This is a genomic window from Pseudomonas sp. AKS31, assembly GCF_023634765.1.
Lineage (GTDB): Bacteria > Pseudomonadota > Gammaproteobacteria > Pseudomonadales > Pseudomonadaceae > Aquipseudomonas.
Genome location: NZ_JAMLFX010000011.1, coordinates 1 through 21,882, shown reverse-complemented (window position 1 = coordinate 21,882; position 21,882 = coordinate 1). Strand labels below are relative to the sequence as shown.

Below are 21,882 nucleotides of genomic sequence, written 5' to 3'. Positions count from 1 at the left end.
TAACGGATGGGCGCACGACTGCAAGTGTCGTCATAGCAGTTGCGCTTCGGGCAGGGTCAGTGTGCGCGGGATCTTCGTGGCATCCCAGTGCGCGCGGCCCCACTTGAGCAACTCTTGCGGTGAGGCGTGGGCCAGTTCGGCGCCAGGGTTTTGCCCCAGAGCGCGCAGGGCACGCAGCAACAATGGCGTGGCTTGATCGGCTTGCAGCGGCGGCGAGCGGTAGGACTTGCCGAGCTTGTTGCCGTCCGGTTGGGTAATCAGCGGCAGGTGCAGATAGCGCGGCTGGCGCAAGCCCAGCAACTCTTGCAGATAGAGCTGGCGCGGCGTCGAGTCGAGCAGGTCGGCACCGCGCACGATGTCGGTGATACCTTGCCAGGCGTCATCCAGCACCACGGCGAGTTGATACGCGTAGAGCCCATCGCGCCGGCGGATCACGAAATCGCCGACCTCGCGGCCCAGATGCTGGCGATATTCGCCCTGCACGCGGTCGATGAAGTGGTATTCCAGTTCGGGTACGCGCAGTCGAATCGCAGCGTCCTGCTGGTCGTGGCCGGCATTGCGGCACAGGCCCGGATAAATACCGTTGTACGCTTCGAGCTGTTTGCGCGAACAGGTGCAGGCGTAAGCGAGGCCGTGATTGAACAGACTGTTGAGCACGTCAGCATAGGCATCATGCCGATCGCTCTGGCGCACCATGTCGCCGTCCCATTCGAAGCCATAACTTTCCAGCGCCTTCAGGATCGCCGCTTGCGCACCGGGCTCTTCGCGGGGCGGATCAAGGTCTTCCATGCGCACCAGCCAGCGACCACCGACCGAGCGCGCGTCGAGGTAAGAGGCAAGGGCGGCGACCAGCGAACCGAAGTGCAAGTGGCCACTGGGCGTCGGGGCGAAGCGGCCGATGTAGGCGGGGGATGTTTTGGCAGTCATGGAAACGAAACTACTTTTCAGGCTATACGCAGGTCAACCTGTAGGAGTGAGCAGGCTCACTCCTACAAAAGGCAAGGGCAAAAGGCAAAAGGCAGAAACAAAAACGGAGCGTTCGCACGCTCCGTTTTTCGTTCAGGTCGAGATTACTTGCCGACCTGCTTTTCCTTGATTTCCGCCAGGGTCTTGCAGTCGATGCACAGATCCGCCGTTGGACGGGCTTCGAGGCGCTTGACGCCGATCTCGATGCCGCAGGACTCGCACCAGCCGTACTCTTCGTCCTGAATCAGCTCCAGCGTCTTGTCGATCTTCTTGATCAACTTGCGCTCGCGGTCGCGGGCGCGCAGCTCGAGGGCGAATTCTTCTTCCTGACTGGCACGGTCGGCCGGGTCAGGGAAGTTGGCCGCTTCGTCTTTCATGTGATCAACAGTACGGTCGACTTCCTGCATCAAGTCCTGTTTCCACTTGTTCAGGATCTTGGTGAAGTGCGCTCGCATCGGGGCGCCCATGTACTCTTCACCGGCCTTCGGAACGTAAGGTTCGAAACCGCTGATCGTCGTTTGCTGCTGTTGCTTTGCTTGGGTGGGCATGAAATGGACCGCCTCTACTCTTGTAATCCATTGCGCAGGATTGCTCCATCACCGACACCTGCCGGCCCTGCGGCTGCAAGCGGGCGAACTTACCAGATCAATTCGGCCTGCGCTACTCCCGGATGTCGAGGCCCCGGCGGGTGGCGCTTGCAAATGTTTGGCAAGCCGTGTCTGGTGGTGTTGAAGACCTGTTCAATCACTGATTTTAGTCAATCCTGGAGCGTACGTGCGTATCGTTACAGTCCAGCGTTCTTGAGGCTGTGACCGCTGCGGGTTCTCGCTCGTTCCGGCAGATGGGTAGAATCGTCTCTTTTTCCCTGCCGAAGGAAAACCAATGGCTCAGCCCTACAGTGCGCGCAGTCGTGCGATCGAACCGTTCCATGTGATGGCGCTGCTGGCGCGGGCCAATGAATTACAGGCTGAAGGCCACGATGTCATCCATCTGGAGATCGGTGAACCGGACTTCACCACGGCCGAACCAATCATCCGTGCCGGGCAGGCTGCGCTGACGGCGGGCAAGACCCGTTACACCGCTGCACGCGGCATTCCTGAACTGCGTGAGGCGATTTCCGGTTTTTATCAATCGCGCTACGGCTTGAACATCGATCCACGGCGGATTCTGATCACGCCGGGCGGTTCCGGTGCGCTGCTGCTGGCCAGCGCGTTGCTGGTCGATCCCGGCAAGCACTGGCTATTGGCGGATCCCGGCTACCCATGCAACCGACACTTCCTGCGTCTGGTGGAAGGTGCGGCGCAGCTTGTTCCTGTAGGGCCGGAGGTGCGCTATCAACTGACCCCGGATCTGGTCGAGCGCCACTGGGATCATGACAGCGTCGGTGCACTGGTCGCTTCACCAGCCAACCCGACCGGCACCCTCCTGACCCGCGACGAGCTGGCCGCGTTATCCACCGCCATCAAGGCTAAACACGGGCATCTGGTGGTAGACGAGATCTACCACGGCCTTACCTACGGCACCGATGCCGCCAGCGTGCTGGAAGTCGATGACAGCGCTTTTGTACTGAACAGTTTCTCCAAGTATTTCGGCATGACCGGCTGGCGGCTTGGCTGGCTGGTGGCGCCGGACGCTGCCGTCAGTGAGCTGGAAAAACTGGCGCAGAACCTCTACATCAGCGCACCGAGCATGGCGCAATATGCGGCGTTGGCGTGTTTCGAACCGGACACCATCGCCATTCTGGAAGAGCGCCGCGCCGAATTTGCTCGTCGTCGTGATTTCCTTTTGCCGGCGTTGCGCGAGTTGGGTTTCAACATCGCCGTGGAGCCTGAAGGCGCCTTCTATCTTTACGCCGATATCAGCCAGTTCGGCGGCGATGCCTTCGCGTTCTGCCGACATTTCCTCGAAACCGAACACGTTGCCTTCACCCCGGGTCTGGATTTCGGTCGTTATCAGGCCAGCCATCATGTGCGTTTTGCCTACACCCAAAACCTCCCTCGCTTACAGGACGCGGTGGAGCGAATCGCCCGCGGCTTGAAGAGCTGGCAAGGCTGATGCGCTTTTATCCAGAACTTGAAGAAGCGCGTCTTATCCGCCGCTACAAGCGTTTTCTCGCAGATATCGAAACCGTTAGCGGCGAGTTGCTGACCATTCACTGTCCGAACACCGGTTCGATGCTCAACTGCCAGGTTGAAGGCGGGCAGGTGTGGTTCAGTCGCTCCAACGACCCGAAACGCAAGTTGCCCGGCACCTGGGAAATTGGTGAAACCCCGCAGGGCCGCTTGTTTTGTGTAAATACCGGGCGGGCCAACGGCTTGGTCGAAGAAGCACTGCAGGCGGGCGTCATCACCGAGTTAAACGGATTTACCGCGTTGAAGCGCGAAGTGGCGTACGGGCAGGAAAAGAGCCGCATCGATTTTCGCCTCGAGTACCCGAATGGTCCGGCGTACGTGGAAGTGAAAAGTGTCACGCTGGGTTTCGATGGCACTGCGGTGGCGGCGTTTCCCGATGCGGTGACCCAGCGCGGTGCCAAGCATCTGCGGGAGTTGGCGCATCTGGCGCGGGACGGGATTCGGGCGGTGCAGTTGTATTGCGTCAATCTGACCGGGATTGAAGCGGTGCGGCCGGCGAAGGAAATCGATTCGGCCTACGCCGATGCGCTTCTTGAAGCGGTGGCTTGTGGTGTTGAGGTTCTGGCGTACGGCGTGCGGCTGGACCATGAAGAGATGGTCATCGACCGGCGTCTCGACGTGTTGCTCAACGGTTAAACATCGATCCACAGGCCTTGGGCATCTTCCCGGCAAGGAATGGCGGTCAGTGACTGCCCGGCGCAAGGCCCGGCGACGCATTCACCGTCCTCGATCAGAAAGAGTGCGCCGTGGGTGGCGCACTGGATCAGGCTGTTGCTCGGGTCGAGAAACTGGTCGGGTTGCCATTCCAGGCCCACTCCACGGTGTGGGCAGCGGTTGAAATAGACAAATGCCTGCCCGTTGCGGCGCACGGCGAACAGCTTTTCCCCGTTGGCTTCAAAACCACGGCTGGCGGCTTCGGCGAGTTCGGCGCCGGCGCAGAGAAACTTCATGGCTATCCTCTAGTGTCCGCTCGTGTCTGGATATGTCCGAGCTTGACGTTTAAATGCAAACAATTATCAAATGGCGGCCTTCGTCCGCAGGGCGGCAGGCAGACGTCGAGGATACTTGGCTTGTCAGCCGGACGCCCGGGAAAACCTGTTCAAGGATGCTGTGTATGCGCCTGAGTACCCGCGTTGCCATGCTGTGTGTCGGACTTCTGGTCAGCCACCAGGCTGCAGCGGCTGATTTGCCGCAACGTTGGGTCAGTGCTGGCGGTGCGCTGTCGGAGTGGGTGAGTGCGTTGGGTGGCGAGTCGAAACTGGTTGGCGTCGACACCACCAGCCAGCATCCGGAGTCGCTGAAGGCGCTGCCAAGCATTGGTTATCAGCGCAGTCTTTCGGCTGAGGGCATCCTCAGTCTGCGTCCGGATATCTTGATTGGCACCGAAGAAATGGGCCCGCCACCGGTGCTGGCGCAAGTCAAAGCGGCCAAGGTTCAGGTGGCGTTGTTCTCGGCGCAGCCGGATCTGCCGACGCTTCAGAAAACCGTGACTCACTTGGGCCGGTTACTGGGTGCCGAACCGCAAGCTGCGCAGTTGCTGCAAAGTTATCAACAGCAACTCGATGCGCAGAAGGCTCGGGTTGTACAAGTGCAGAGCAAACAAAAGGCGCCGGGCGTGTTGCTGTTGCTCGGCCATGCCGGGGGCAAACCGTTGATCGCCGGCAAGGACACTGCCGCCGACTGGCTGCTGCGACAGGCCGGTGGGCATAACCTGGCGACGCACACAGGTTACAAGCCTTTTTCCGTGGAATCCCTCGCCAGCCTCGATCCGCAAGTGCTGGTGTTCGCCGACCGTGCCTTGACCGGTGAAGCGGCGAAAGCAGCGCTGTTCAAGGAAAACCCGATTCTCAATTCAAGCCGCGCGGCCAAGGCCGGGCGGGTGCAGGAGCTCGATCCGACTTTGCTGGTCGGCGGGCTTGGGCCACGTTTGCCTGCGGCGCTGAAAAGCCTGACTGACGGTTTCTACCCGGCCAAGAGCGGCCAATGACCACCTTGGTAAAACCCCGTGCCTTGTTTATTGGCCTGACGCTCCTGTGTTTACTGGCGATCTGGCTGTCGCTGGCACTCGGGCCGGTCAGCCTGCCGCTGTTCGACACCTTGCGTGCAGCATTGCGCATGCTCGGTGTGCCGCTGGCGGCGGACGGTCTGGAGCAGGCTGAGCTGATTCTCGGGCAGATTCGTTTGCCGCGAACGTTGCTGGGACTGGCCGTTGGCGGCGTGCTGGCGTTGTCCGGTGTGGCGATGCAGGGCCTGTTTCGCAATCCACTGGCGGATCCGGGCCTGGTGGGAGTTTCCAGCGGCGCGGCATTGGGCGCAGCGATCGCGATTGTCGGCGGTTCATTCTTCGGTGGTTTGCCGGAATGGTTCGGGCCGTATCTGCTGTCGGTCTGTGCGTTTCTCGGCGGCCTCGGCGTGACGGCGCTGGTCTATCGACTTGGCCGTCGCAATGGCCAGACCCATGTTGCGACCATGTTACTGGCGGGCATCGCGCTGACGGCGCTGGCCAGTTCGGCGGTGGGCCTGTTCACTTATCTGGCAGATGACGCAACGCTGCGTACGCTGACCTTCTGGAACCTCGGCAGCCTCAACGGCGCCAGTTACGCGCGCTTGTGGCCATTACTGATCATCAGCGCCGCTGTCTCGATGTGGTTACCACGTCGGGCCAAGGCGCTGAACGCCTTGTTGCTCGGGGAATCCGAGGCCGGGCATTTGGGGATTGATGTCGAACGGCTCAAGCGTGAATTGGTGTTTTGCACAGCGCTGGGTGTCGGCGCGGCCGTGGCGGCAGCCGGGATGATCGGTTTTGTCGGGCTGGTGGTGCCGCATCTGGTGCGTTTGCTGGCCGGGCCGGATCACAAAGTGTTGCTACCGGCCTCGGTTCTGGCGGGGGGCAGCCTGTTGCTGCTGGCTGATCTGGTCGCGCGTTTGGCGCTGGCGCCGGCAGAGTTGCCGATCGGCATTGTTACCGCATTTATCGGCGCGCCGTTCTTCCTTTATTTGCTGCTGCGAGGGCGTGCCTGATGTTGCGTGCGCAGAATCTGCACATCCATCGGGGGCGCAAGGCTGTGCTCAGCGATGTCTCGTTGCAGCTCGAACCGGGTGAAGTGCTCGGTGTGCTCGGGCCGAACGGTGCGGGTAAAAGTACCTTGCTGGGTGCCTTGTGCGGTGAGCTGGCAGCGAGCGCGGGCGGGGTTTTGCTCGACGGCCAAGCGTTGAGCCACTGGACTGGCCCGCAGCGCGCGCAACGACTGGCGGTGTTGCCTCAGGTGTCGACCCTGGATTTTGCTTTTCGCGTTGAAGAAGTGGTCGGCATGGGCCGCTTGCCTTGGCACAGCGGGCAGGTGCGGGATGAGGAAATCATCGCGGCGGCGTTGGCGGCGGCGGATGCCGGGCACTTGAGCGGTCGCAGCTATTTGGCGCTGTCCGGGGGCGAGCGTCAGCGTGTGCATCTGGCGCGGGTGCTCGCGCAACTCTGGCCGGGACAGGCTGGGCAAACGTTGCTGCTGGATGAACCGACGTCGATGCTTGATCCGCTGCATCAGCACACCACGTTGCAGGCCGTGCGCGAGTTTGCCGATCGTGGCGCGGCGGTGTTGGTGATCCTGCATGATCTGAATCTGGCGGCGCGTTATTGTGATCGCATTCTGCTGCTGGAAGGCGGGCGCCCGGTGGCGCTGGATACACCGCAGCAGGTTTTGCGTCCGGAAACACTCCAGGCCGTGTTCGGTCTCGAAGTGTTGGTGCAGCCGCACCCGGAGCGCGGGCATCCGTTGATCATCGCCCGCTGACAGGATCATTGAGGTGATGGCATGCGTGGGGTGTGGCTGTTGGCGGTGATGTTGCTTGCGGGGTGTCAGCATGTTGCGGCGCCACCGCCGATCAGTGGCGAGATTCGCGACCTGGCCAGCGGTCAGGTGCTGACGGCGCAGCAGTTACTGACGCGTCTTGCCGAGCCTGAGCGGCTGATCATCGGTGAGCAGCATGACAACGCCGATCATCACACCGCGCAATTGTGGCTGTTGCGCTCGCTCGCTGAGCAGCGGCCGCAGGGTGGTCTGCTACTGGAAATGCTCACACCGGATCAGCAGCCTCGGGTTGATCAATTGCGCCAGGCGACTACGCTGCCCGCGGACGTGCCCGGCGCATTGGCCTGGGAGGACGGCTGGGACTGGAACCTCTATGGGCCGATTGTCCGCTTCGCGCTGACTCAGCCGTATCCACTGCTGGCGGCGAATCTGGATAGCGCTGAAATCCGCACCTTCTATCGCGATCCGCCGGTGTTAAAGGGGACGCGCAGCAATACGAAATCCGTGAAAGCCGTTTTGCTGGAGCAGATCAGCGATTCCCACTGTGGCCTGCTGCCCGAATCACAGATGCCGGCGATGCTGGCCGTTCAGCAACAACGTGATCGGCGCATGGCAGAGCGTCTGTTGGCGGCGCCTTCACCTTCAATCCTGTTGGCCGGTGCGTGGCATGCGCGTAAAGATGTTGGCGTGCCGCTGCATGTTGTGGATCTGGGCGCCGTCCAGGCACCCGCCGTGCTGATGCTGGCAGAGCAGGGCGCCGAAGTGACTACTGCGATGGCCGACTACGTTTGGTACACGCCTGCCATGCCAAAGCAGGATTACTGCGAGCAGATGCGTAAACAGTTCGGCAAATGACTTTTTCACAGGCAAAAAAAGACCCGGTAAAAACCGGGTCAAATAACCGTGATTAGCCTGATGAGGAGATAATCTGAGAGTCCGAACCAAGGGCTTTTCAGAATATCGACTGATCTCGCGACCAGTTGTGATAATCATAGCGATTCTCATTACCGCGTCAACCATTGATTTCCTATTTCTGTGAAATCGCCTGGAAAATGGCCGGCACGCCCCGCAAACAAAGGCTTTTAATCTCGGCCTTCAGTCGAGCTCATTTGCGTGATCTGCCGATTCAACTGGCCGATCCGCCGCGCCATGCTCTCGATGAGGCTGTGGGCTATCTTCGGATTGGTGCGGGTCATGCTTAAAAATTGATCACCGGGAATCAGCATCACCGTGCTCGGTTCGCGGGCGATTACCGTGGCATTGCGCGGCTCGCCGGTAAACAAGGCCATCGCCCCGAAGATTTCGTCCTTGGCCACATCTCCCACCTTATGCCCGTCGACAAACGCTTCGGCATGCCCGTCGATGATCACGAACACGTGATCAGCTGCGTCCCCCTGGTTGATCAGGGTTTCACCCGCCTCGACCCGTTTGAAGCCATTGGTGCTGCGAAACTCGCGCGGTTTCAGCTCCGCGACGGCATGGGCGAGGATTGCCATCTGCCCCAGCAGATACTCCAGAAACTGGTCCGCCCGATGCGCGTCGGCATACACATGCTGGAAAACCTCACGGCGCCGATAGGGCGTCAGCAGTAACGTACCGTCACTGCACAACCGGCAATCGGCCCAGTCCTCACCTCGCTGAAGGCCGATCAAATCGCCGTCCTGCCAATAAAACAGCGGACGGGTGCCGAGACAGCCGTTGATCACCCCTTCATTGAGCAGAAACAACTGGTCGGCAGGTAACTGCGCCAGCAAATCATCCGCCGCTTGCAGTTCCAGCACCGGCCCGCAAGGCGTCAAATCGCGCAGCCACAGGGCGGGCAAGCTCTGCAAACGGTTGATCAAGGCATCGGCCCAGGCCGATTGTTCCCCCAGTAAATACATGACGGTCTGTGCCCGTTCAATTCTTGTGGCGCGAGGAAATGGCTTCGAGCTGTTTGTTCAGGGCGTCTTTGCGTTCGGCGGGGATGTCATTCCAGTGCACATCCATCAGTGCGCCCTCGATCGCATACAACAACACCTTCGATGCGCGAAAACCGCGGGTGCGCACGGCCCGGTAGGCGTCCACCGCGCCCAGGCGACGCAAGTCCGAGGCGCTGTGGATGCCCACGGCATGCAGCCATTGCGCCGACGTCTTGCCAAGATTCTTCAGGTGTTGCAGTTCATCATTCATCAAGCCTCCTTGCGACGGCCGAATGGTGCGTTGGCGAGCTTCTCAGGAGTGTAGCCATCAGTAGGAAAAGCGTGGTTGTTTGGTCGGATTCAACGCAAACGCTTCTAAGAAAGGGCGCTTGAAAGGCCTGCGAAGGCAGAAAGGCGGGAGAGAACACATAGCAAATGTGGGAGCGAGCCTGCTCGCGAAAGCGGTATGACTTTCACGATCAGGGTCACTGACACTCCGCCTTCGCGGGCAAGCCCCACAGGAGGGGGGCGTTGTGTCAGAGAGGCAAAAGAACTGTCAGCGAGTGCGATAACGCAGGCGCGTACCGAAATTCATCGACATCAGAATCTCGTCAGCACTCAGCTCCGGCGGGAAGTACGCCCCGGAAATCTGTGCGTGCGCCAGGCTCGCGCCTTCCAGCGACGCGTTGCGGAAATCGATGCCACGCAAATCGGCGGAACGGAAGTACGCGTCCCGGAAATCCACGCCATCGGCATTCAGTTCACGCAAATCCAGACCACGGAAATCACCGCCGACCATGTCGATCGGGCCATCCTGTGGGCGTTCTTTGTTAAAGCCTGCGATGTCGTCTTTGTGCAGCAAGGCATACAGCGGGGTGTCGAGAAGTTTCGGCTGGCTCATGTCATATCACCGTTGGTTTTATGACGCCAGTATAGTGCCACTATTTGACGGCCGTGAAGCAAGCGAGGGCTTCACGGCCGAAATAGTTTCTTACAGGCCTGGCAGGCGCTGACGGATCTGCGCAACCACAGTGTCCAGCGTGCCGGATTCATTGGTCTGTACGCGTTTGCTGCGCAGGATTTCTTCCGGCGTCAGCGCTTCACGATTGGCCTGTTGCGCTTCGATCACGGCCAGGGTGGCGTCGGACGGATCCTTTTGGTCGGCCTGACGGATCGCCAGCCAGCTCTCGATCACCGCTTGTGGTGCGTTGCAGTCGAGGATCAGGAATGGCGTGCCGGTGGCTTCGGCGACGGTCGCCGCGTTGTCGCGTTGCTCGCGTTTGAGGTAAGTCGCGTCGATCACCACCGGGAAACCAGCGTGCAGGATCACTTCGGCGATTTCATGCAGGCGTGCATAGGTCGCAGCGCTGGCGTCGGCACTGTATATGCCGGCCTGCACGTCGTTGGCGACGGTTTGCTCACCGAACAGGCGCTTGCGCTCGACATCCGAGCGCAGGCGGATCGCGCCCAGTGCTTCGACCAGACGCATGGCCACGTGGCTCTTGCCGACAGCGGAAACGCCGTGGGTGATTGCCATGAAGCGCGATGGAATGGTGCTGTAGCTCTCCGCCAGGTTGGCGTAGTTGCGGTACTGGCGCAGGGTGGTGGCGCGCTGCACCGGGGTCGCGTCCGCCGGCATGCTGAACAGGGCAACCTTGGCGCGTACCAGGGCGCGGTAGGCTTTATAGAAGTTGAGCACTTCCAGGCCTTGATAGTCGCCGGTCAGTTCCAGGTACTGGCTGATGAAGCGGCGCGCCAGGGATTTCAGGCCACGGTCTTCCAGGTCCATCGCGAGGAACCCGGTGTCGGCCCAGACGTCGGTGAAGCGGAACGGTTCGTTGAACTCGATGCAGTCGAAGATCACCACTTTGCCGTCGATGACGGTGGCGTTGCCCAAGTGGATATCGCCGTGGCATTCACGGGTGAAACCTTCGCTCTTGCGCTTGGCGAACAGCGGCTTGAGACGTTCGAAGCTGCTTTCGGCCCAGGCTTTCAATGCTTCGAGTTGCAGCAAATCGTTTTTGTCGCTGAGGAACGGCAGGATCTGTTCGAAATTTTGCGAGACCGGCGCCATCACACTGTCCGGGGTGCCGGCATCGTGTTCGGCCGGGACTTTTGGCGCGCTGAGGTGGAAGCGTGCGATCTGCTCGGCCATCTCGTCGATGTGCTGAGTCGTCAGCTCGCCGTTGGCTTGCAAGGTGCTGAGCAAACCGCTCTGCGGGAACTGGCGCATTTTCAGTACGTATTCGATGGCCGGACCTTCGCCACCCAGTTGCGGTGCTTCAACGCTGCCGGTGACTGGCAACACTTCCAGATACAAATCATCGGTCAGACGCTGGTTCAAACGCAGCTCTTCCGCGCAGAAATGTGCGCGCGACTCAAGGCCGGTGAAGTCGAGGAAGCCGAAATTGACCGGCTTCTTCACTTTATAAGCGAAGGGACCGGTGAGGATCACCCACGAGATATGGGTTTCGATGACCTGAAACCCTTCGACAGGGTGCGGGTAGAGGGCCGGGTTTTGCAGGGCAGCGATCAGTGACTGGCTCACGGGCGATCCTTCAGAGACTGGGGGAAATTCGAGGTGGCCATTATGGCCGCTCGCCAGCCTGACGCAAACCTCGGAGCGCTCCTGTTGAGGATGAATAAAGTGCGTATAATCCGCCGCCATGACTCGAACTCGATCTCCCCGTACCAAGAAAAAACCACCCTCCAAGGGCCTCAGCCCATGGTTGAGCTGGGCCATTAAACTCAGTCTGGTCGGCCTTGTCGTGCTGGCCGGCTTCGCCGTTTACCTCGATGCCGTGGTGCAGGAGAAGTTCTCCGGCAAGCGCTGGACCATCCCGGCCAAGGTTTACGCGCGCCCGCTCGAGCTGTTCGTCGGACAAAAGCTCAGCAAGGACGATTTCCTTACCGAGCTCGATGCCCTCGGCTATCGCCGCGAAGCCGTGAGCAATGGCCCCGGTGCCGCAGCGGTGAACGGCAATACCGTCGATCTGAACACTCGTGGCTTCCAGTTCTATGAAGGCCTGGAGAAACCGCAGCCGGTGCGCGTGCGTTTCTCTGGCGATTATGTGGCTGAGCTGTCGGCGACCAACGGTTCGAAATTGTCCGTGGTGCGCCTCGAGCCGCTGATGATCGGCGGTATTTATCCGAAGAACCTCGAAGACCGCATTCTGATCAAGCTCGATCAGGTGCCACCGTATCTGCTCGAAACCCTGGTCGCTGTTGAGGACCGCGATTACTACAGCCACTGGGGCGTGTCGCCGAAGTCGATTGCCCGGGCTATCTGGGTCAACACCTCGGGCGGCAAGATGACGCAGGGCGGCAGTACGCTGACCCAGCAATTGGTGAAAAACTTCTACCTGACCAACGAACGCAGCCTGACCCGCAAGCTCACCGAAGCGATGATGGCGATGCTGCTGGAACTGCATTACGACAAAAAGGAAATCCTTGAGGCCTACCTCAACGAAGTCTTTGTCGGGCAGGACGGTCAGCGTGCGGTGCACGGTTTCGGTCTGGCCAGCCAGTTCTTCTTCGGTCAGCCATTGTCCGAGCTGAAACTGCATCAGGTGGCGATGCTGGTAGGTATGGTCAAAGGCCCGTCCTACTACAACCCGCGTCGCAACCCGGAGCGTGCGCTGGAGCGGCGTAACCTGGTGCTCGACGTGCTTGAGCAGCAGGGCGTGGCGACGGCCGAACAGGTCGAAGCGGCGAAGAAAATGCCATTGGGTGTGACCACGCGCGGCAAGCTCGCCGACAGTTCCTTCCCGGGCTTTATCGATCTGGTCAAACGCCAGTTGCGTGAAGATTACCGCGACGAAGACTTGACCGAAGAAGGCCTGCGCATCTTCACCAGTTTCGACCCGATCCTGCAGATGAAGGCTGAAGCGTCGGTCAACGACACCTTCAAACGTCTGGCCGGGCGCAAAGGTTCTGATGATGTGGAAGCGGCGATGGTCGTGACCAATCCGGAAACCGGCGAAGTCCAGGCGATGATCGGCAGCCGTCAGGCCAGTTATGCCGGGTTCAACCGTGCGCTGGATGCCGTGCGCCCGATCGGCTCGTTGATCAAGCCGGCGGTGTATCTGACCGCACTGGAGAAACCGAGCCAGTACACCCTGACCAGTTGGCTGTCGGACGACCCTTTGTCGGTCAAAGGCGCGAACGGTCAGGTGTGGAAGCCGCAGAACTACGATCGCCGCTCCCACGGCACTGTGTTCCTCTATCAGGGGCTGGCACATTCCTACAACCTGTCGACTTCGCGACTGGGTCTGGAGGTGGGCGTGCCGAATGTGCTCAAGACCTTGGGTCGTCTGGGTGTGACTCGCGAATTTCCGGCATTTCCATCGATGTTGCTCGGTGCCGGCGGCATGACGCCGATCGAAGTGGCGACCATGTACCAGACGCTGGCCAATGGTGGTTTCAATACGCCGATGCGCGGCATTCGCAGCGTACTGACAGCCGAGGGCGAACCGCTCAAGCGTTATCCGTTCCAGATCGAGCAGCGTTTCGATCCGGCGTCCATCTATCTGATCCAGAACGCCATGCAGCGCGTGATGCGTGAAGGTACCGGCAGCTCGGTTTATAACGTGTTGCCCAAGACTCTGACGCTGGCGGGCAAGACCGGTACCAGTAACGATTCCCGTGACAGCTGGTTTGCCGGTTTCAGCCAGGATCTGCTGGCGGTGGTCTGGCTGGGTCGTGATGACAACGGCAAGACACCCTTCACCGGTGCCACCGGTGCGCTGCAGGTCTGGACCAGTTTCATGCGCAAGGCCGATCCGCTGCCGCTGGACATGCCGCAACCGGACAACGTCGTGCAGGCATGGGTCGATTCGCGTACCGGGCAGGGCTCCGATGCCAACTGCCCAGGGGCGGTGCAGATGCCGTATATTCGCGGCAGCGAACCGCCACCCGGCGCCGCGTGTGCGGGCGAAACGCCTGCCTCCGGCGAGTCGGTGATGGATTGGGTCAAGGGCTGGATGAATTAAGCAAAGAGGGTTTCAAGTGAACAAGTGGTTGATTCCAGCGGTGACCGCCGTGGCTTTGCTCAGCGGCTGCTCTACCGTACAACGTGGTTCGATCCCGGTGGTCGATTCCGGTACTGCGGTGTCCAACAGCGAACGTATTTCGGCCAATGGCGGTTTCCGTCAAACGACGGTCAAGCGTCCTGCGCAGGGCCAGACTCAGGCGATTCCGCAAGGTGACACTGGCGTGGTGGTGATGGTGCCGGGTGGCGGCGCGACGACTTCCGCGCCGATCAGTACTTCGCCAATCGTGCCGGGTCCGGCGTCCGGCGGCATTACTCCGGGGCCTTACAACCCTTCGGCAGTTGAGTCGGCACCGATCAACTCCGGCAGCTACAGCATGCCATCGACGCCGAGCGGCATTCCTTCGGCCAGCAGTGGCGGCGGTCTGTCGGCCGATGAGCAACTGGACGGTCCGGTCCTCGCTTTGTTGACCACCGCGCAACAGCAACAGGCCGGTGGCGACCTGAACGGTGCGTCGTCCAGCCTGGAGCGTGCCCAGCGTGTCGCGCCACGTGAGCCGCAAGTGCTTTATCGTCTGGCGCAGGTGCGCATGGCTCAAGGTGACGCGCCGCAAGCCGAGCAGTTCGCCCGTCGTGCGCTGACCATGGCCAACGGCCGCCCGGACCTGCAAGCCAACCTGTGGGAAATCATCGCCCAGTCCCGCGAGAAACAAGGCGATTCCGCCGGCGCCGCTCAGGCCCGTCAGAAGGCCAGGGTTTCGCTGTGATGGATGCTCGTTTCCCGAAGATCGCCGATCAGCTGTTGCTGATCGAGCGTGAACTGCGTACGCAAGGCTGGTGGGACGAAGTGCAGCCGTCGGTTGAGGCACTGAGCAGTGTCGAGCCGTTTTCGGTCGATACGCTCGACTTCGAGCAATGGCTGCAATGGATCTTCCTGCCACGCATGAAGATGATTCTTGAGCAGGATCTGCCGTTGCCGAGTGCCTCGGGTATTCAGGAAATGGCAGAAATGGTCTTCGCCCAGCGCAACGTGGGTGGTAAGGATCGTCAATTGCAGGTGCTGCTCAAAGAGTTTGACCGGCTGATCACTGCCTCGCGCTAGTACCGATTCTGTGTAGGAGCTGCCGAAGGCTGCGATCTTTTGATCTTTGAAGTCAAAAGATCGCAGCCTCGTTTCACTCGACAGCTCCTACAGTCCTGCAGATGCCTATTGGCAATTCTCGGCTATCTGTTTTTGCGCCTCGATAATGCGTTCCTGTCGCTGGGCATCATCCAGCCTCCGCAACTGTCCCTCCACTTCCTCCCTCAGACGCGGATTGTTTTGCAATTGCGCAAGGTTCGTCCGTGCCTGCTCGCAAAACGCCTTGAGCTGCGCCTGCTGCTCGGCTACCTGTTTCTTCACCTTGTCGTCGATAGCTTTCTGATCGCCCAGTGCGCCGCTGCCAGGCATCGCTGCAGGTTTCGGCGCGGGCGAGGAGGGCGTTTGCACCGTGGTGGCCGGCTGACCTTGTGGCGGCTGCGCATCGAAGTGCGTGACACCTTGGGCATCGACCCATTTGTAGATTTGAGCGGCCGAACACCAGGGGCTGAGGCCGATCAGCAGAGTAAGAAGGAGCGTTCGCATGCTGAATCCTTGGCAAAAGTGCGCAATTGACACTAACAGAGTAGCGGTTTTCAGGTTTTTTCTTGCGTTCTCATGTGCTTACCCACAATTAACCACATAGACGGCTTGACTTGGAGAGGGCGAAACAGAAGAATCCAAAGTCCGCTGTAGAGGGACTGCCAGAAGCAGACCCACTCGGTAGATCATGAGGCGCACATCCGCGCCGACCTGTTACACCCGCAACGCGTTACCTCGCGCTGGGTGGGAAAGGCCCGCAACACTTGGGACGATCCCAATACTTGCTCAGTCAGTGCTGACGTAGTCGGCGACCACCGTCGCTCATGCTCTGCCGAGAAGTAAACCTATTAAGACCCGTCCCATTTTTCGTGGGCGGTATTCTGGCGTTTTAGAGGTGAACAACGTGGAGCTTTTATCTGGCGGTGAGATGCTCGTCCGCTTTTTGCGTGACGAAGGCGTCAAATATATCTACGGGTACCCGGGTGGTGCTCTCCTGCATGTTTACGATGCCCTGTTCAAAGAACCGGAAGTGACTCACATCCTGGTTCGTCACGAACAAGCGGCAACCCATATGGCTGACGGCTACGCCCGTGCCACCGGTAAAGCCGGCGTGGTATTGGTGACTTCCGGTCCAGGCGCCACAAACGCCATCACCGGTATCGCCACGGCCTATATGGATTCGATTCCGATGGTGATCATTTCCGGTCAGGTGCCAAGCACCATGGTCGGCACCGACGCGTTCCAGGAAACCGACATGATCGGTATCTCCCGGCCGATCGTGAAGCACAGCTTCATGATCAAGCACGCCTCGGAAATCCCGGAAGTCATGAAGAAGGCCTTTTACCTGGCGCAATCCGGTCGTCCGGGCCCGGTCGTGGTCGATATCCCGAAAGACATGACCAACCCGGCCGAGAAGTTCGAATACATCTTCCCGAAGAAAGCCAAGCTGCGTTCCTACAGCCCGGCCGTTCGCGGTCACTCCGGGCAAATCCGCAAGGCGGCAGAAATGCTCCTGGCGGCCAAGCGTCCAGTGCTCTATTCGGGTGGCGGCGTAATCCTCGGCAACGGTTCCGCACCGCTGACCGAACTGGCGAAGATGCTCAACCTGCCCGTGACCAACACGCTGATGGGCCTGGGCGGTTTCCCGGGTACTGATCGTCAGTTCATCGGCATGCTCGGCATGCATGGCAGCTACACCGCCAACCTGGCGATGCACCATGCTGACGTGATCCTCGCGGTTGGCGCGCGTTTCGACGATCGCGTGATCAACGGCGCGGCGAAGTTCTGCCCGAATGCCAAGATCATTCACATCGACATCGACCCGGCTTCGATTTCCAAGACCATCAAGGCTGACGTGCCAATCGTGGGTCCGGTCGAGAGCGTCCTGACCGAAATGGTTGCGATCCTCAAGGAAATCGGCGAGACCCCGAACAAGGAGTCCGTGGCCAGTTGGTGGAAGCAGGTTGATGAGTGGCGCGGTGATCGCGGCCTGTTCCCTTATGAAAAGGGCGACGGCAGCATGATCAAACCGCAGACCGTGATCGAAACCCTCTGCGAAGTGACCAAGGGCGATGCCTTTATCACTTCCGATGTGGGCCAGCACCAGATGTTCGCTGCGCAGTACTACACGTTCAACAAGCCGAATCGCTGGATCAACTCCGGTGGTCTGGGCACCATGGGCTTCGGTTTCCCGGCGGCCATGGGCATCAAGTTGAGCTTCCCGGATGACGACGTTGCCTGCGTCACCGGCGAAGGCAGTATCCAGATGAACATCCAGGAACTGTCGACCTGCCTGCAATATGGCTTGCCAGTAAAAATCGTCATCCTGAACAACGGTGTTCTGGGGATGGTTCGTCAGTGGCAGGACATGAGCTACGGCAGCCGTCACTCGCACTCCTACATGGAATCGCTGCCTGACTTCGTCAAGTTGGCTGAAGCCTACGGCCACGTTGGCGTACGCATCACCGAATCGAAAGATTTGAAGTCGAAGATGGCAGAAGCGTTCGCCATGAAGGATCGCCTGGTCGTGATCGATATTTCGGTCGACACCAGCGAGCACGTCTATCCGATGCAGATCAAAGACGGCTCGATGCGCGATATGTGGCTGAGCAAGACGGAGCGTACTTAATCATGCGGCACATTATTTCCTTGCTTCTGGAAAACGAACCCGGCGCTTTGTCTCGCGTAGTCGGCCTGTTCTCGCAGCGCAACTACAACATCGAAAGCCTGACCGTGGCCCCGACCGAAGACCCGACCCTGTCGCGTCTGACGCTGACCACCGTTGGCCACGATGAAATCATCGAGCAGATCACCAAAAACCTGAACAAGCTGATCGAAGTGGTCAAGCTGGTGGACCTCTCGGAAAGTGCTCACATCGAGCGCGAACTGATGCTGGTCAAGGTCAAGGCCACTGGCGCCCAGCGCGCCGAGATCAAACGCACCACCGATATTTACCGTGGACAGATCGTCGATGTCAGTGCCAGCGTGTATACCGTTCAGTTGACCGGTACCAGCGACAAGCTCGACAGCTTCATTCAGTCCATTGGCACCGCATCGATTCTGGAAACCGTCCGTAGCGGCGTGACCGGCATTGCCCGCGGCGACAAAGTACTCAGCATCTAAACCAAATTAGCGAATGGCCTGAACGGCCTGGATATATAGGGGAAATTCATGAAAGTTTTCTACGATAAAGACTGCGACCTGTCGATCATCCAGGGCAAGAAAGTTGCCATCATCGGTTACGGTTCCCAGGGCCACGCCCAAGCGTGCAACCTGAAAGACTCCGGTGTCGACGTTACCGTTGGTCTGCGTAAAGGTTCGGCTACCGTTGCCAAAGCTGAAGCTCACGGCCTGAAAGTGACCGACGTTGCTTCCGCTGTTGCGGCTGCCGACCTGGTCATGATCCTGACCCCGGATGAGTTCCAGTCCTCGCTGTACAAGAACGAAATCGAGCCGAACATCAAGAAAGGCGCCACCCTGGCCTTCTCCCACGGCTTCGCGATCCACTACAACCAGGTTGTTCCGCGTGCCGACCTCGACGTGATCATGATCGCGCCGAAAGCCCCGGGCCACACCGTACGTTCCGAGTTCGTGAAGGGCGGCGGTATCCCTGACCTGATCGCGATCTACCAGGACGCCTCGGGCAACGCCAAAAACGTTGCACTGTCCTACGCTGCTGGCGTTGGTGGCGGTCGTACCGGCATCATCGAAACCACCTTCAAGGACGAGACCGAAACCGACCTGTTCGGCGAACAAGCCGTTCTGTGTGGCGGTACCGTTGAGCTGGTAAAAGCCGGTTTCGAAACCCTGGTTGAAGCTGGCTACGCGCCAGAAATGGCCTACTTCGAGTGCTTGCACGAACTGAAACTGATCGTTGACCTCATGTACGAAGGCGGTATCGCCAACATGAACTACTCGATCTCCAACAACGCCGAGTACGGCGAGTACGTGACCGGCCCGGAAGTCATCAACGCCGAATCCCGTCAGGCCATGCGCAACGCCCTGAAACGTATTCAGGACGGTGAATACGCCAAAATGTTCATCAGCGAAGGCGCAACCGGCTACCCTTCGATGACCGCCAAGCGTCGTAACAACGCCGCTCACGGTATCGAAGTCATCGGCGAGCAACTGCGCTCCATGATGCCGTGGATCGGTGCCAACAAGATCGTCGACAAAGCCAAAAACTAAGTCGTCCCTTGTACGAAAAAAACGCGGCCTCGGCCGCGTTTTTTCGTTTGAGGCGGTGGTTCTGGTATAAAGCTGCATCGTTTGTGGCCGAACTGTCGTCCTCAAGCCTCTGTCGAATTTTCTCCAAACCGTTGCAAGGTAATGTCCATGAGCGAACGTCCCGAAGAGCCGAACAAGGCTTCTGACGCCGAAAGCCTGCTGCCCATCGATGAACACATCGAGGAAGGGCACGACGCAGAAGGTCGTAAAGTCCGGCATCGTGGTATCTATCTGCTGCCGAATCTGTTCACCACTGCGAACCTGTTCGCAGGGTTTTACTCCATCATCAACTCGATGAGCGCCCAGGCCGCGTTGAGCGCCGGCGATTCGGCGAACGCGAGCAAGTATTTCGCGTTCGCCGCGATCGCGATTTTTGTCGCCATGGTGCTCGATGGTCTCGACGGCCGTGTCGCGCGCATGACCAATACGCAAAGTGCCTTCGGTGCCGAGTACGACTCGCTGTCGGACATGGTTGCTTTTGGTGTCGCGCCGGCGTTACTGGCCTTTGGTTGGGCATTGGGCGACATGGGCAAGGTTGGCTGGATGGTCGCCTTTATCTATGTGGCAGGCGCAGCGTTGCGTCTGGCGCGTTTCAACACCCAGGTCGGTACGGCGGACAAGCGCTATTTCATTGGTCTGGCCAGTCCGGCGGCTGCTGGTGTGGTGGCAGGGATTGTCTGGGCATTCAGCGATTACGGGATTCAGGGTTCGAAGATGTCGTTCCTGGTCGCGTTGATGGTGGCGGCTGCCGGCATGCTGATGGTCAGCAACATCAAGTACAACAGCTTCAAAGAGCTGGATCTGAAAGGGCGCGTGCCGTTCGTGGCCATCCTTGCGGTGGTGTTGGTGTTCGCCGTGGTGTTCAGCGATCCACCGCGCATTCTGCTGCTGGTATTCCTCGCTTACGCGGCATCCGGTCCGGTTCAGTACCTGTTGCATCTTCGTCGGCACAAAAAAGCCGAGTGATGTAATTTCCCGCATACTCCGCAGTCTATGGGTGCATCTGTCCTCCAAAGCTGCGGAGTTGCCATGTTGATCAAAGTCCCCAAAGCGTCCGACTGCCACGAGTCGGATGTTACGCCTGAATCCATTTATCTCTCTCGCCGCCAATTGCTGGGGGCCACTGCTGCCGGTATCGCCGTCAGTAGCCTGCCGCGCTGGGCCAACGCCGACGATGCGGCGCGGTATGCCGATGTCGAGCCGGGCAAGGCTCCCGCATGGTTCGCCGAGAAACTTCCTTCTACTAAATGGGGCGCCGTCAACGTCAAGGATGAGGCGATCACGCCTTATAAGGACGCCACTTATTACAACAACTTCTACGAGTTCGGTACCAACAAGGGCGATCCAGCGGCAAATGCCGGCTCGCTGAAAACCGAACCGTGGAGTGTCGTGGTGGACGGGGAGGTCGGTAAGCCAGGACGCTATGCGCTGGAAGACTTCATGAAGCCGTACCAACTGGAAGAGCGTATCTATCGTTTGCGCTGTGTCGAGGCGTGGTCGATGGTCATTCCGTGGATCGGCTTTCCAATCTCAGCGCTGCTCAAGCAGGTGGAGCCAACGTCCAAGGCCAAATACATCCGTTTTGAAACCTTGCAGGATCCCAAGAGCATGCCCGGCCAGCGTTCCGGGTTTGCCCTGATCGATTGGCCTTATGTAGAAGGTTTGCGACTGGATGAAGCGATGAATCCTTTGGCGATTCTGGCGGTGGGCATGTATGGCCGCGAGCTGCCGAATCAGAACGGCGCACCTCTGCGCTTGGTGGTGCCGTGGAAGTATGGCTTCAAGAGCGTTAAGTCCATCGTCCGTATCAGTCTGGTCAGTGAGCAGCCGAAGACAACCTGGCAAAGCATTGCGGCGGATGAGTACGGCTTCTACGCGAACGTGAACCCGACGGTTGATCACCCGCGCTGGACCCAAGCGCGGGAGCGGCGATTGCCAAACAGTCTGTTCAAGCCAAATGTGCGGGATACGCAGATGTTCAACGGCTACTCGGATGAAGTCGCTTCTTTATATACAGGGCTGGATTTGCGGAAGAACTACTGATGCGATTCCCGTATTGGCGTATAGGCGTTTTCATTGCGGCGGCAGTCTGGCCGATGCTGTGGTTGTACCAGGCGCTCGGGGATTTGCTCGGGCCTGATCCTGGCAAAGTGCTGGTGGATCGGCTGGGCTTGGGAACGTTGGTGTTGTTGTTGATCACCCTGAGCATGACACCGATGCAAAAGCTAACCGGGTGGGCAGGGTGGATTGCAGTGCGCCGACAGCTGGGCCTCTGGTGTTTTGCGTATGTGGTTTTGCACCTATGCAGCTATATGGCATTTATTCTCGGCTTCGATTGGTCGCAACTGGCGGTCGAGTTACGCAAGCGGCCCTACATAATAGTGGGGGCATTGGGTTTTCTTGGACTGCTGGCGCTGGCGGTGACGTCAAATCGCTACAGTCAGAGTCGTTTAGGTTCGCGCTGGAAGAAGCTGCATCGGTTGGTGTACGTGATTCTGGGGCTGGGGTTGCTGCATATGTTGTGGATCGTGCGCGCTGATCTGGAGGAGTGGGCGATCTATGCCTTTGTAGGCGCGGTGCTTCTGGTGCTGCGTATTCCGCCAGTGATGCGTCGGATTCCGCGTTTGTTGGCTAAAAAGCAGGTTTTGCGAGAAAAGCGAAATTAACGGTTGACGGCAGATTTCAGATGTCTATAATTCGCCCCACTTCCGGCGCAGTCGAAACGGAAAACTCCTTGAGA

At 59.4% G+C, this 21,882-nt stretch carries 23 protein-coding genes; 15 read left to right on the top strand and 8 right to left on the bottom strand.

All coding sequences use genetic code 11. The features are described from left to right. Nucleotides 1-30: 30 nt before the first annotated feature. Together gluQRS and dksA are read right to left on the bottom strand one after the other, a co-directional pair. Nucleotides 31-927, bottom strand: a complete 897-nt coding sequence (gene gluQRS, locus M9827_RS22000; protein ID WP_250607123.1) for a tRNA glutamyl-Q(34) synthetase GluQRS — start codon at nucleotides 925-927, stop codon at nucleotides 31-33. A gap of 143 nt (nucleotides 928-1,070) precedes the next feature. Then, nucleotides 1,071-1,514: an RNA polymerase-binding protein DksA gene (gene dksA / locus M9827_RS21995; protein WP_064118688.1), complete on the bottom strand. Its 444-nt coding sequence runs from the start codon at nucleotides 1,512-1,514 to the stop codon at nucleotides 1,071-1,073. Nucleotides 1,515-1,848: 334 nt separating this feature from the next. Here dksA and M9827_RS21990 point away from each other — a divergent pair, with 334 nt between their 5' ends. Then, nucleotides 1,849-3,021 (top strand): pyridoxal phosphate-dependent aminotransferase, encoded by a 1,173-nt coding sequence (locus tag M9827_RS21990; RefSeq protein ID WP_250607122.1) that lies wholly within the window; start codon nucleotides 1,849-1,851, stop codon nucleotides 3,019-3,021. After that, on the top strand, nucleotides 3,021-3,734 hold the full coding sequence (gene sfsA / locus M9827_RS21985) for a DNA/RNA nuclease SfsA (RefSeq protein ID WP_250607121.1): 714 nt from the start codon (nucleotides 3,021-3,023) through the stop codon (nucleotides 3,732-3,734). The genes M9827_RS21990 and sfsA overlap by 1 nt, the downstream gene beginning before the upstream one ends. On the opposite strand, the gene M9827_RS21980 is transcribed toward sfsA, so the two are convergent. After that, on the bottom strand, nucleotides 3,731-4,048 hold the full coding sequence (locus M9827_RS21980; protein WP_250607120.1) for a Rieske (2Fe-2S) protein: 318 nt from the start codon (nucleotides 4,046-4,048) through the stop codon (nucleotides 3,731-3,733). The two genes, sfsA and M9827_RS21980, sit on opposite strands and share 4 nt — an antisense overlap. Nucleotides 4,049-4,212: 164 nt before the next feature. Here M9827_RS21980 and M9827_RS21975 point away from each other — a divergent pair, with 164 nt between their 5' ends. The 4 genes from M9827_RS21975 to M9827_RS21960 are packed head-to-tail and all read left to right on the top strand — an operon-like array spanning nucleotide 4,213 to nucleotide 7,759. Continuing rightward, nucleotides 4,213-5,085, top strand: a complete 873-nt coding sequence (locus M9827_RS21975; protein WP_250607119.1) for a heme/hemin ABC transporter substrate-binding protein — start codon at nucleotides 4,213-4,215, stop codon at nucleotides 5,083-5,085. After that, the gene (locus M9827_RS21970) at nucleotides 5,082-6,119 is read left to right on the top strand and encodes a FecCD family ABC transporter permease (RefSeq protein WP_250607118.1); all 1,038 of its coding nucleotides are present in this window, start codon (nucleotides 5,082-5,084) and stop codon (nucleotides 6,117-6,119) included. Before M9827_RS21975 ends, M9827_RS21970 begins: the two co-directional genes overlap by 4 nt. Beyond that, nucleotides 6,119-6,886, top strand: a complete 768-nt coding sequence (locus tag M9827_RS21965) for a heme ABC transporter ATP-binding protein (RefSeq protein ID WP_250607117.1) — start codon at nucleotides 6,119-6,121, stop codon at nucleotides 6,884-6,886. The genes M9827_RS21970 and M9827_RS21965 overlap by 1 nt, the downstream gene beginning before the upstream one ends. A gap of 21 nt (nucleotides 6,887-6,907) precedes the next feature. Then, the gene (locus M9827_RS21960; protein ID WP_250607116.1) at nucleotides 6,908-7,759 is read left to right on the top strand and encodes a ChaN family lipoprotein; all 852 of its coding nucleotides are present in this window, start codon (nucleotides 6,908-6,910) and stop codon (nucleotides 7,757-7,759) included. A gap of 227 nt (nucleotides 7,760-7,986) precedes the next feature. Here the strand turns inward: M9827_RS21960 and M9827_RS21955 are convergent, their stop codons facing one another. The 4 genes from M9827_RS21955 to M9827_RS21940 form a co-directional block, all read right to left on the bottom strand. Then, on the bottom strand, nucleotides 7,987-8,787 hold the full coding sequence (locus M9827_RS21955; RefSeq protein WP_250607115.1) for a Crp/Fnr family transcriptional regulator: 801 nt from the start codon (nucleotides 8,785-8,787) through the stop codon (nucleotides 7,987-7,989). A 16-nt stretch (nucleotides 8,788-8,803) separates the two neighbouring features. Beyond that, nucleotides 8,804-9,076, bottom strand: coding sequence for a TfoX/Sxy family protein (locus tag M9827_RS21950; RefSeq protein ID WP_003228231.1), 273 nt, complete (start codon nucleotides 9,074-9,076; stop codon nucleotides 8,804-8,806). Between the two features lie 285 nt (nucleotides 9,077-9,361). Beyond that, the gene (locus M9827_RS21945) at nucleotides 9,362-9,706 is read right to left on the bottom strand and encodes a pentapeptide repeat-containing protein (protein WP_250607114.1); all 345 of its coding nucleotides are present in this window, start codon (nucleotides 9,704-9,706) and stop codon (nucleotides 9,362-9,364) included. A 90-nt stretch (nucleotides 9,707-9,796) separates the two neighbouring features. Continuing rightward, entirely contained in the window at nucleotides 9,797-11,353 is a 1,557-nt protein-coding gene (locus M9827_RS21940; RefSeq protein ID WP_250607113.1) for a bifunctional aminoglycoside phosphotransferase/ATP-binding protein, read from the bottom strand. Between the two features lie 118 nt (nucleotides 11,354-11,471). On the opposite strand from M9827_RS21940, the gene mrcB reads away from it, so the two are divergent. From mrcB to M9827_RS21925, 3 genes are read left to right on the top strand one after another with little or no spacing between them, the layout of a single operon-like run. Next, entirely contained in the window at nucleotides 11,472-13,796 is a 2,325-nt protein-coding gene (gene mrcB / locus M9827_RS21935) for a penicillin-binding protein 1B (protein ID WP_250607112.1), read from the top strand. A 16-nt stretch (nucleotides 13,797-13,812) separates the two neighbouring features. Continuing rightward, entirely contained in the window at nucleotides 13,813-14,562 is a 750-nt protein-coding gene (locus M9827_RS21930; protein WP_250607111.1) for a tetratricopeptide repeat protein, read from the top strand. Next, nucleotides 14,562-14,897: a YqcC family protein gene (locus M9827_RS21925; protein ID WP_250607110.1), complete on the top strand. Its 336-nt coding sequence runs from the start codon at nucleotides 14,562-14,564 to the stop codon at nucleotides 14,895-14,897. The genes M9827_RS21930 and M9827_RS21925 overlap by 1 nt, the downstream gene beginning before the upstream one ends. A 105-nt stretch (nucleotides 14,898-15,002) precedes the next feature. On the opposite strand, the gene M9827_RS21920 is transcribed toward M9827_RS21925, so the two are convergent. Next, the gene (locus tag M9827_RS21920) at nucleotides 15,003-15,419 is read right to left on the bottom strand and encodes a DUF4124 domain-containing protein (protein ID WP_250607109.1); all 417 of its coding nucleotides are present in this window, start codon (nucleotides 15,417-15,419) and stop codon (nucleotides 15,003-15,005) included. Between the two features lie 400 nt (nucleotides 15,420-15,819). On the opposite strand from M9827_RS21920, the gene M9827_RS21915 reads away from it, so the two are divergent. From M9827_RS21915 to msrQ, 6 genes are all read left to right on the top strand, one after another. Further along, nucleotides 15,820-17,544 (top strand): acetolactate synthase 3 large subunit, encoded by a 1,725-nt coding sequence (locus M9827_RS21915; RefSeq protein ID WP_123449640.1) that lies wholly within the window; start codon nucleotides 15,820-15,822, stop codon nucleotides 17,542-17,544. Between the two features lie 2 nt (nucleotides 17,545-17,546). Further along, on the top strand, nucleotides 17,547-18,038 hold the full coding sequence (gene ilvN, locus M9827_RS21910) for an acetolactate synthase small subunit (RefSeq protein WP_003205610.1): 492 nt from the start codon (nucleotides 17,547-17,549) through the stop codon (nucleotides 18,036-18,038). A 48-nt stretch (nucleotides 18,039-18,086) separates the two neighbouring features. Then, nucleotides 18,087-19,103 carry a ketol-acid reductoisomerase gene (gene ilvC / locus M9827_RS21905; RefSeq protein WP_007909969.1) on the top strand — a complete coding sequence of 339 codons (1,017 nt, stop codon included), beginning with the start codon at nucleotides 18,087-18,089 and terminating at the stop codon, nucleotides 19,101-19,103. Between the two features lie 147 nt (nucleotides 19,104-19,250). After that, nucleotides 19,251-20,108, top strand: coding sequence for a CDP-diacylglycerol--serine O-phosphatidyltransferase (gene pssA / locus M9827_RS21900; RefSeq protein WP_016983477.1), 858 nt, complete (start codon nucleotides 19,251-19,253; stop codon nucleotides 20,106-20,108). A 63-nt stretch (nucleotides 20,109-20,171) separates the two neighbouring features. Beyond that, on the top strand, nucleotides 20,172-21,185 hold the full coding sequence (gene msrP, locus M9827_RS21895; RefSeq protein ID WP_250607108.1) for a protein-methionine-sulfoxide reductase catalytic subunit MsrP: 1,014 nt from the start codon (nucleotides 20,172-20,174) through the stop codon (nucleotides 21,183-21,185). Next, entirely contained in the window at nucleotides 21,185-21,808 is a 624-nt protein-coding gene (msrQ, locus tag M9827_RS21890; RefSeq protein ID WP_250607107.1) for a protein-methionine-sulfoxide reductase heme-binding subunit MsrQ, read from the top strand. Before msrP ends, msrQ begins: the two co-directional genes overlap by 1 nt. Nucleotides 21,809-21,882: the final 74 nt, after the last annotated feature.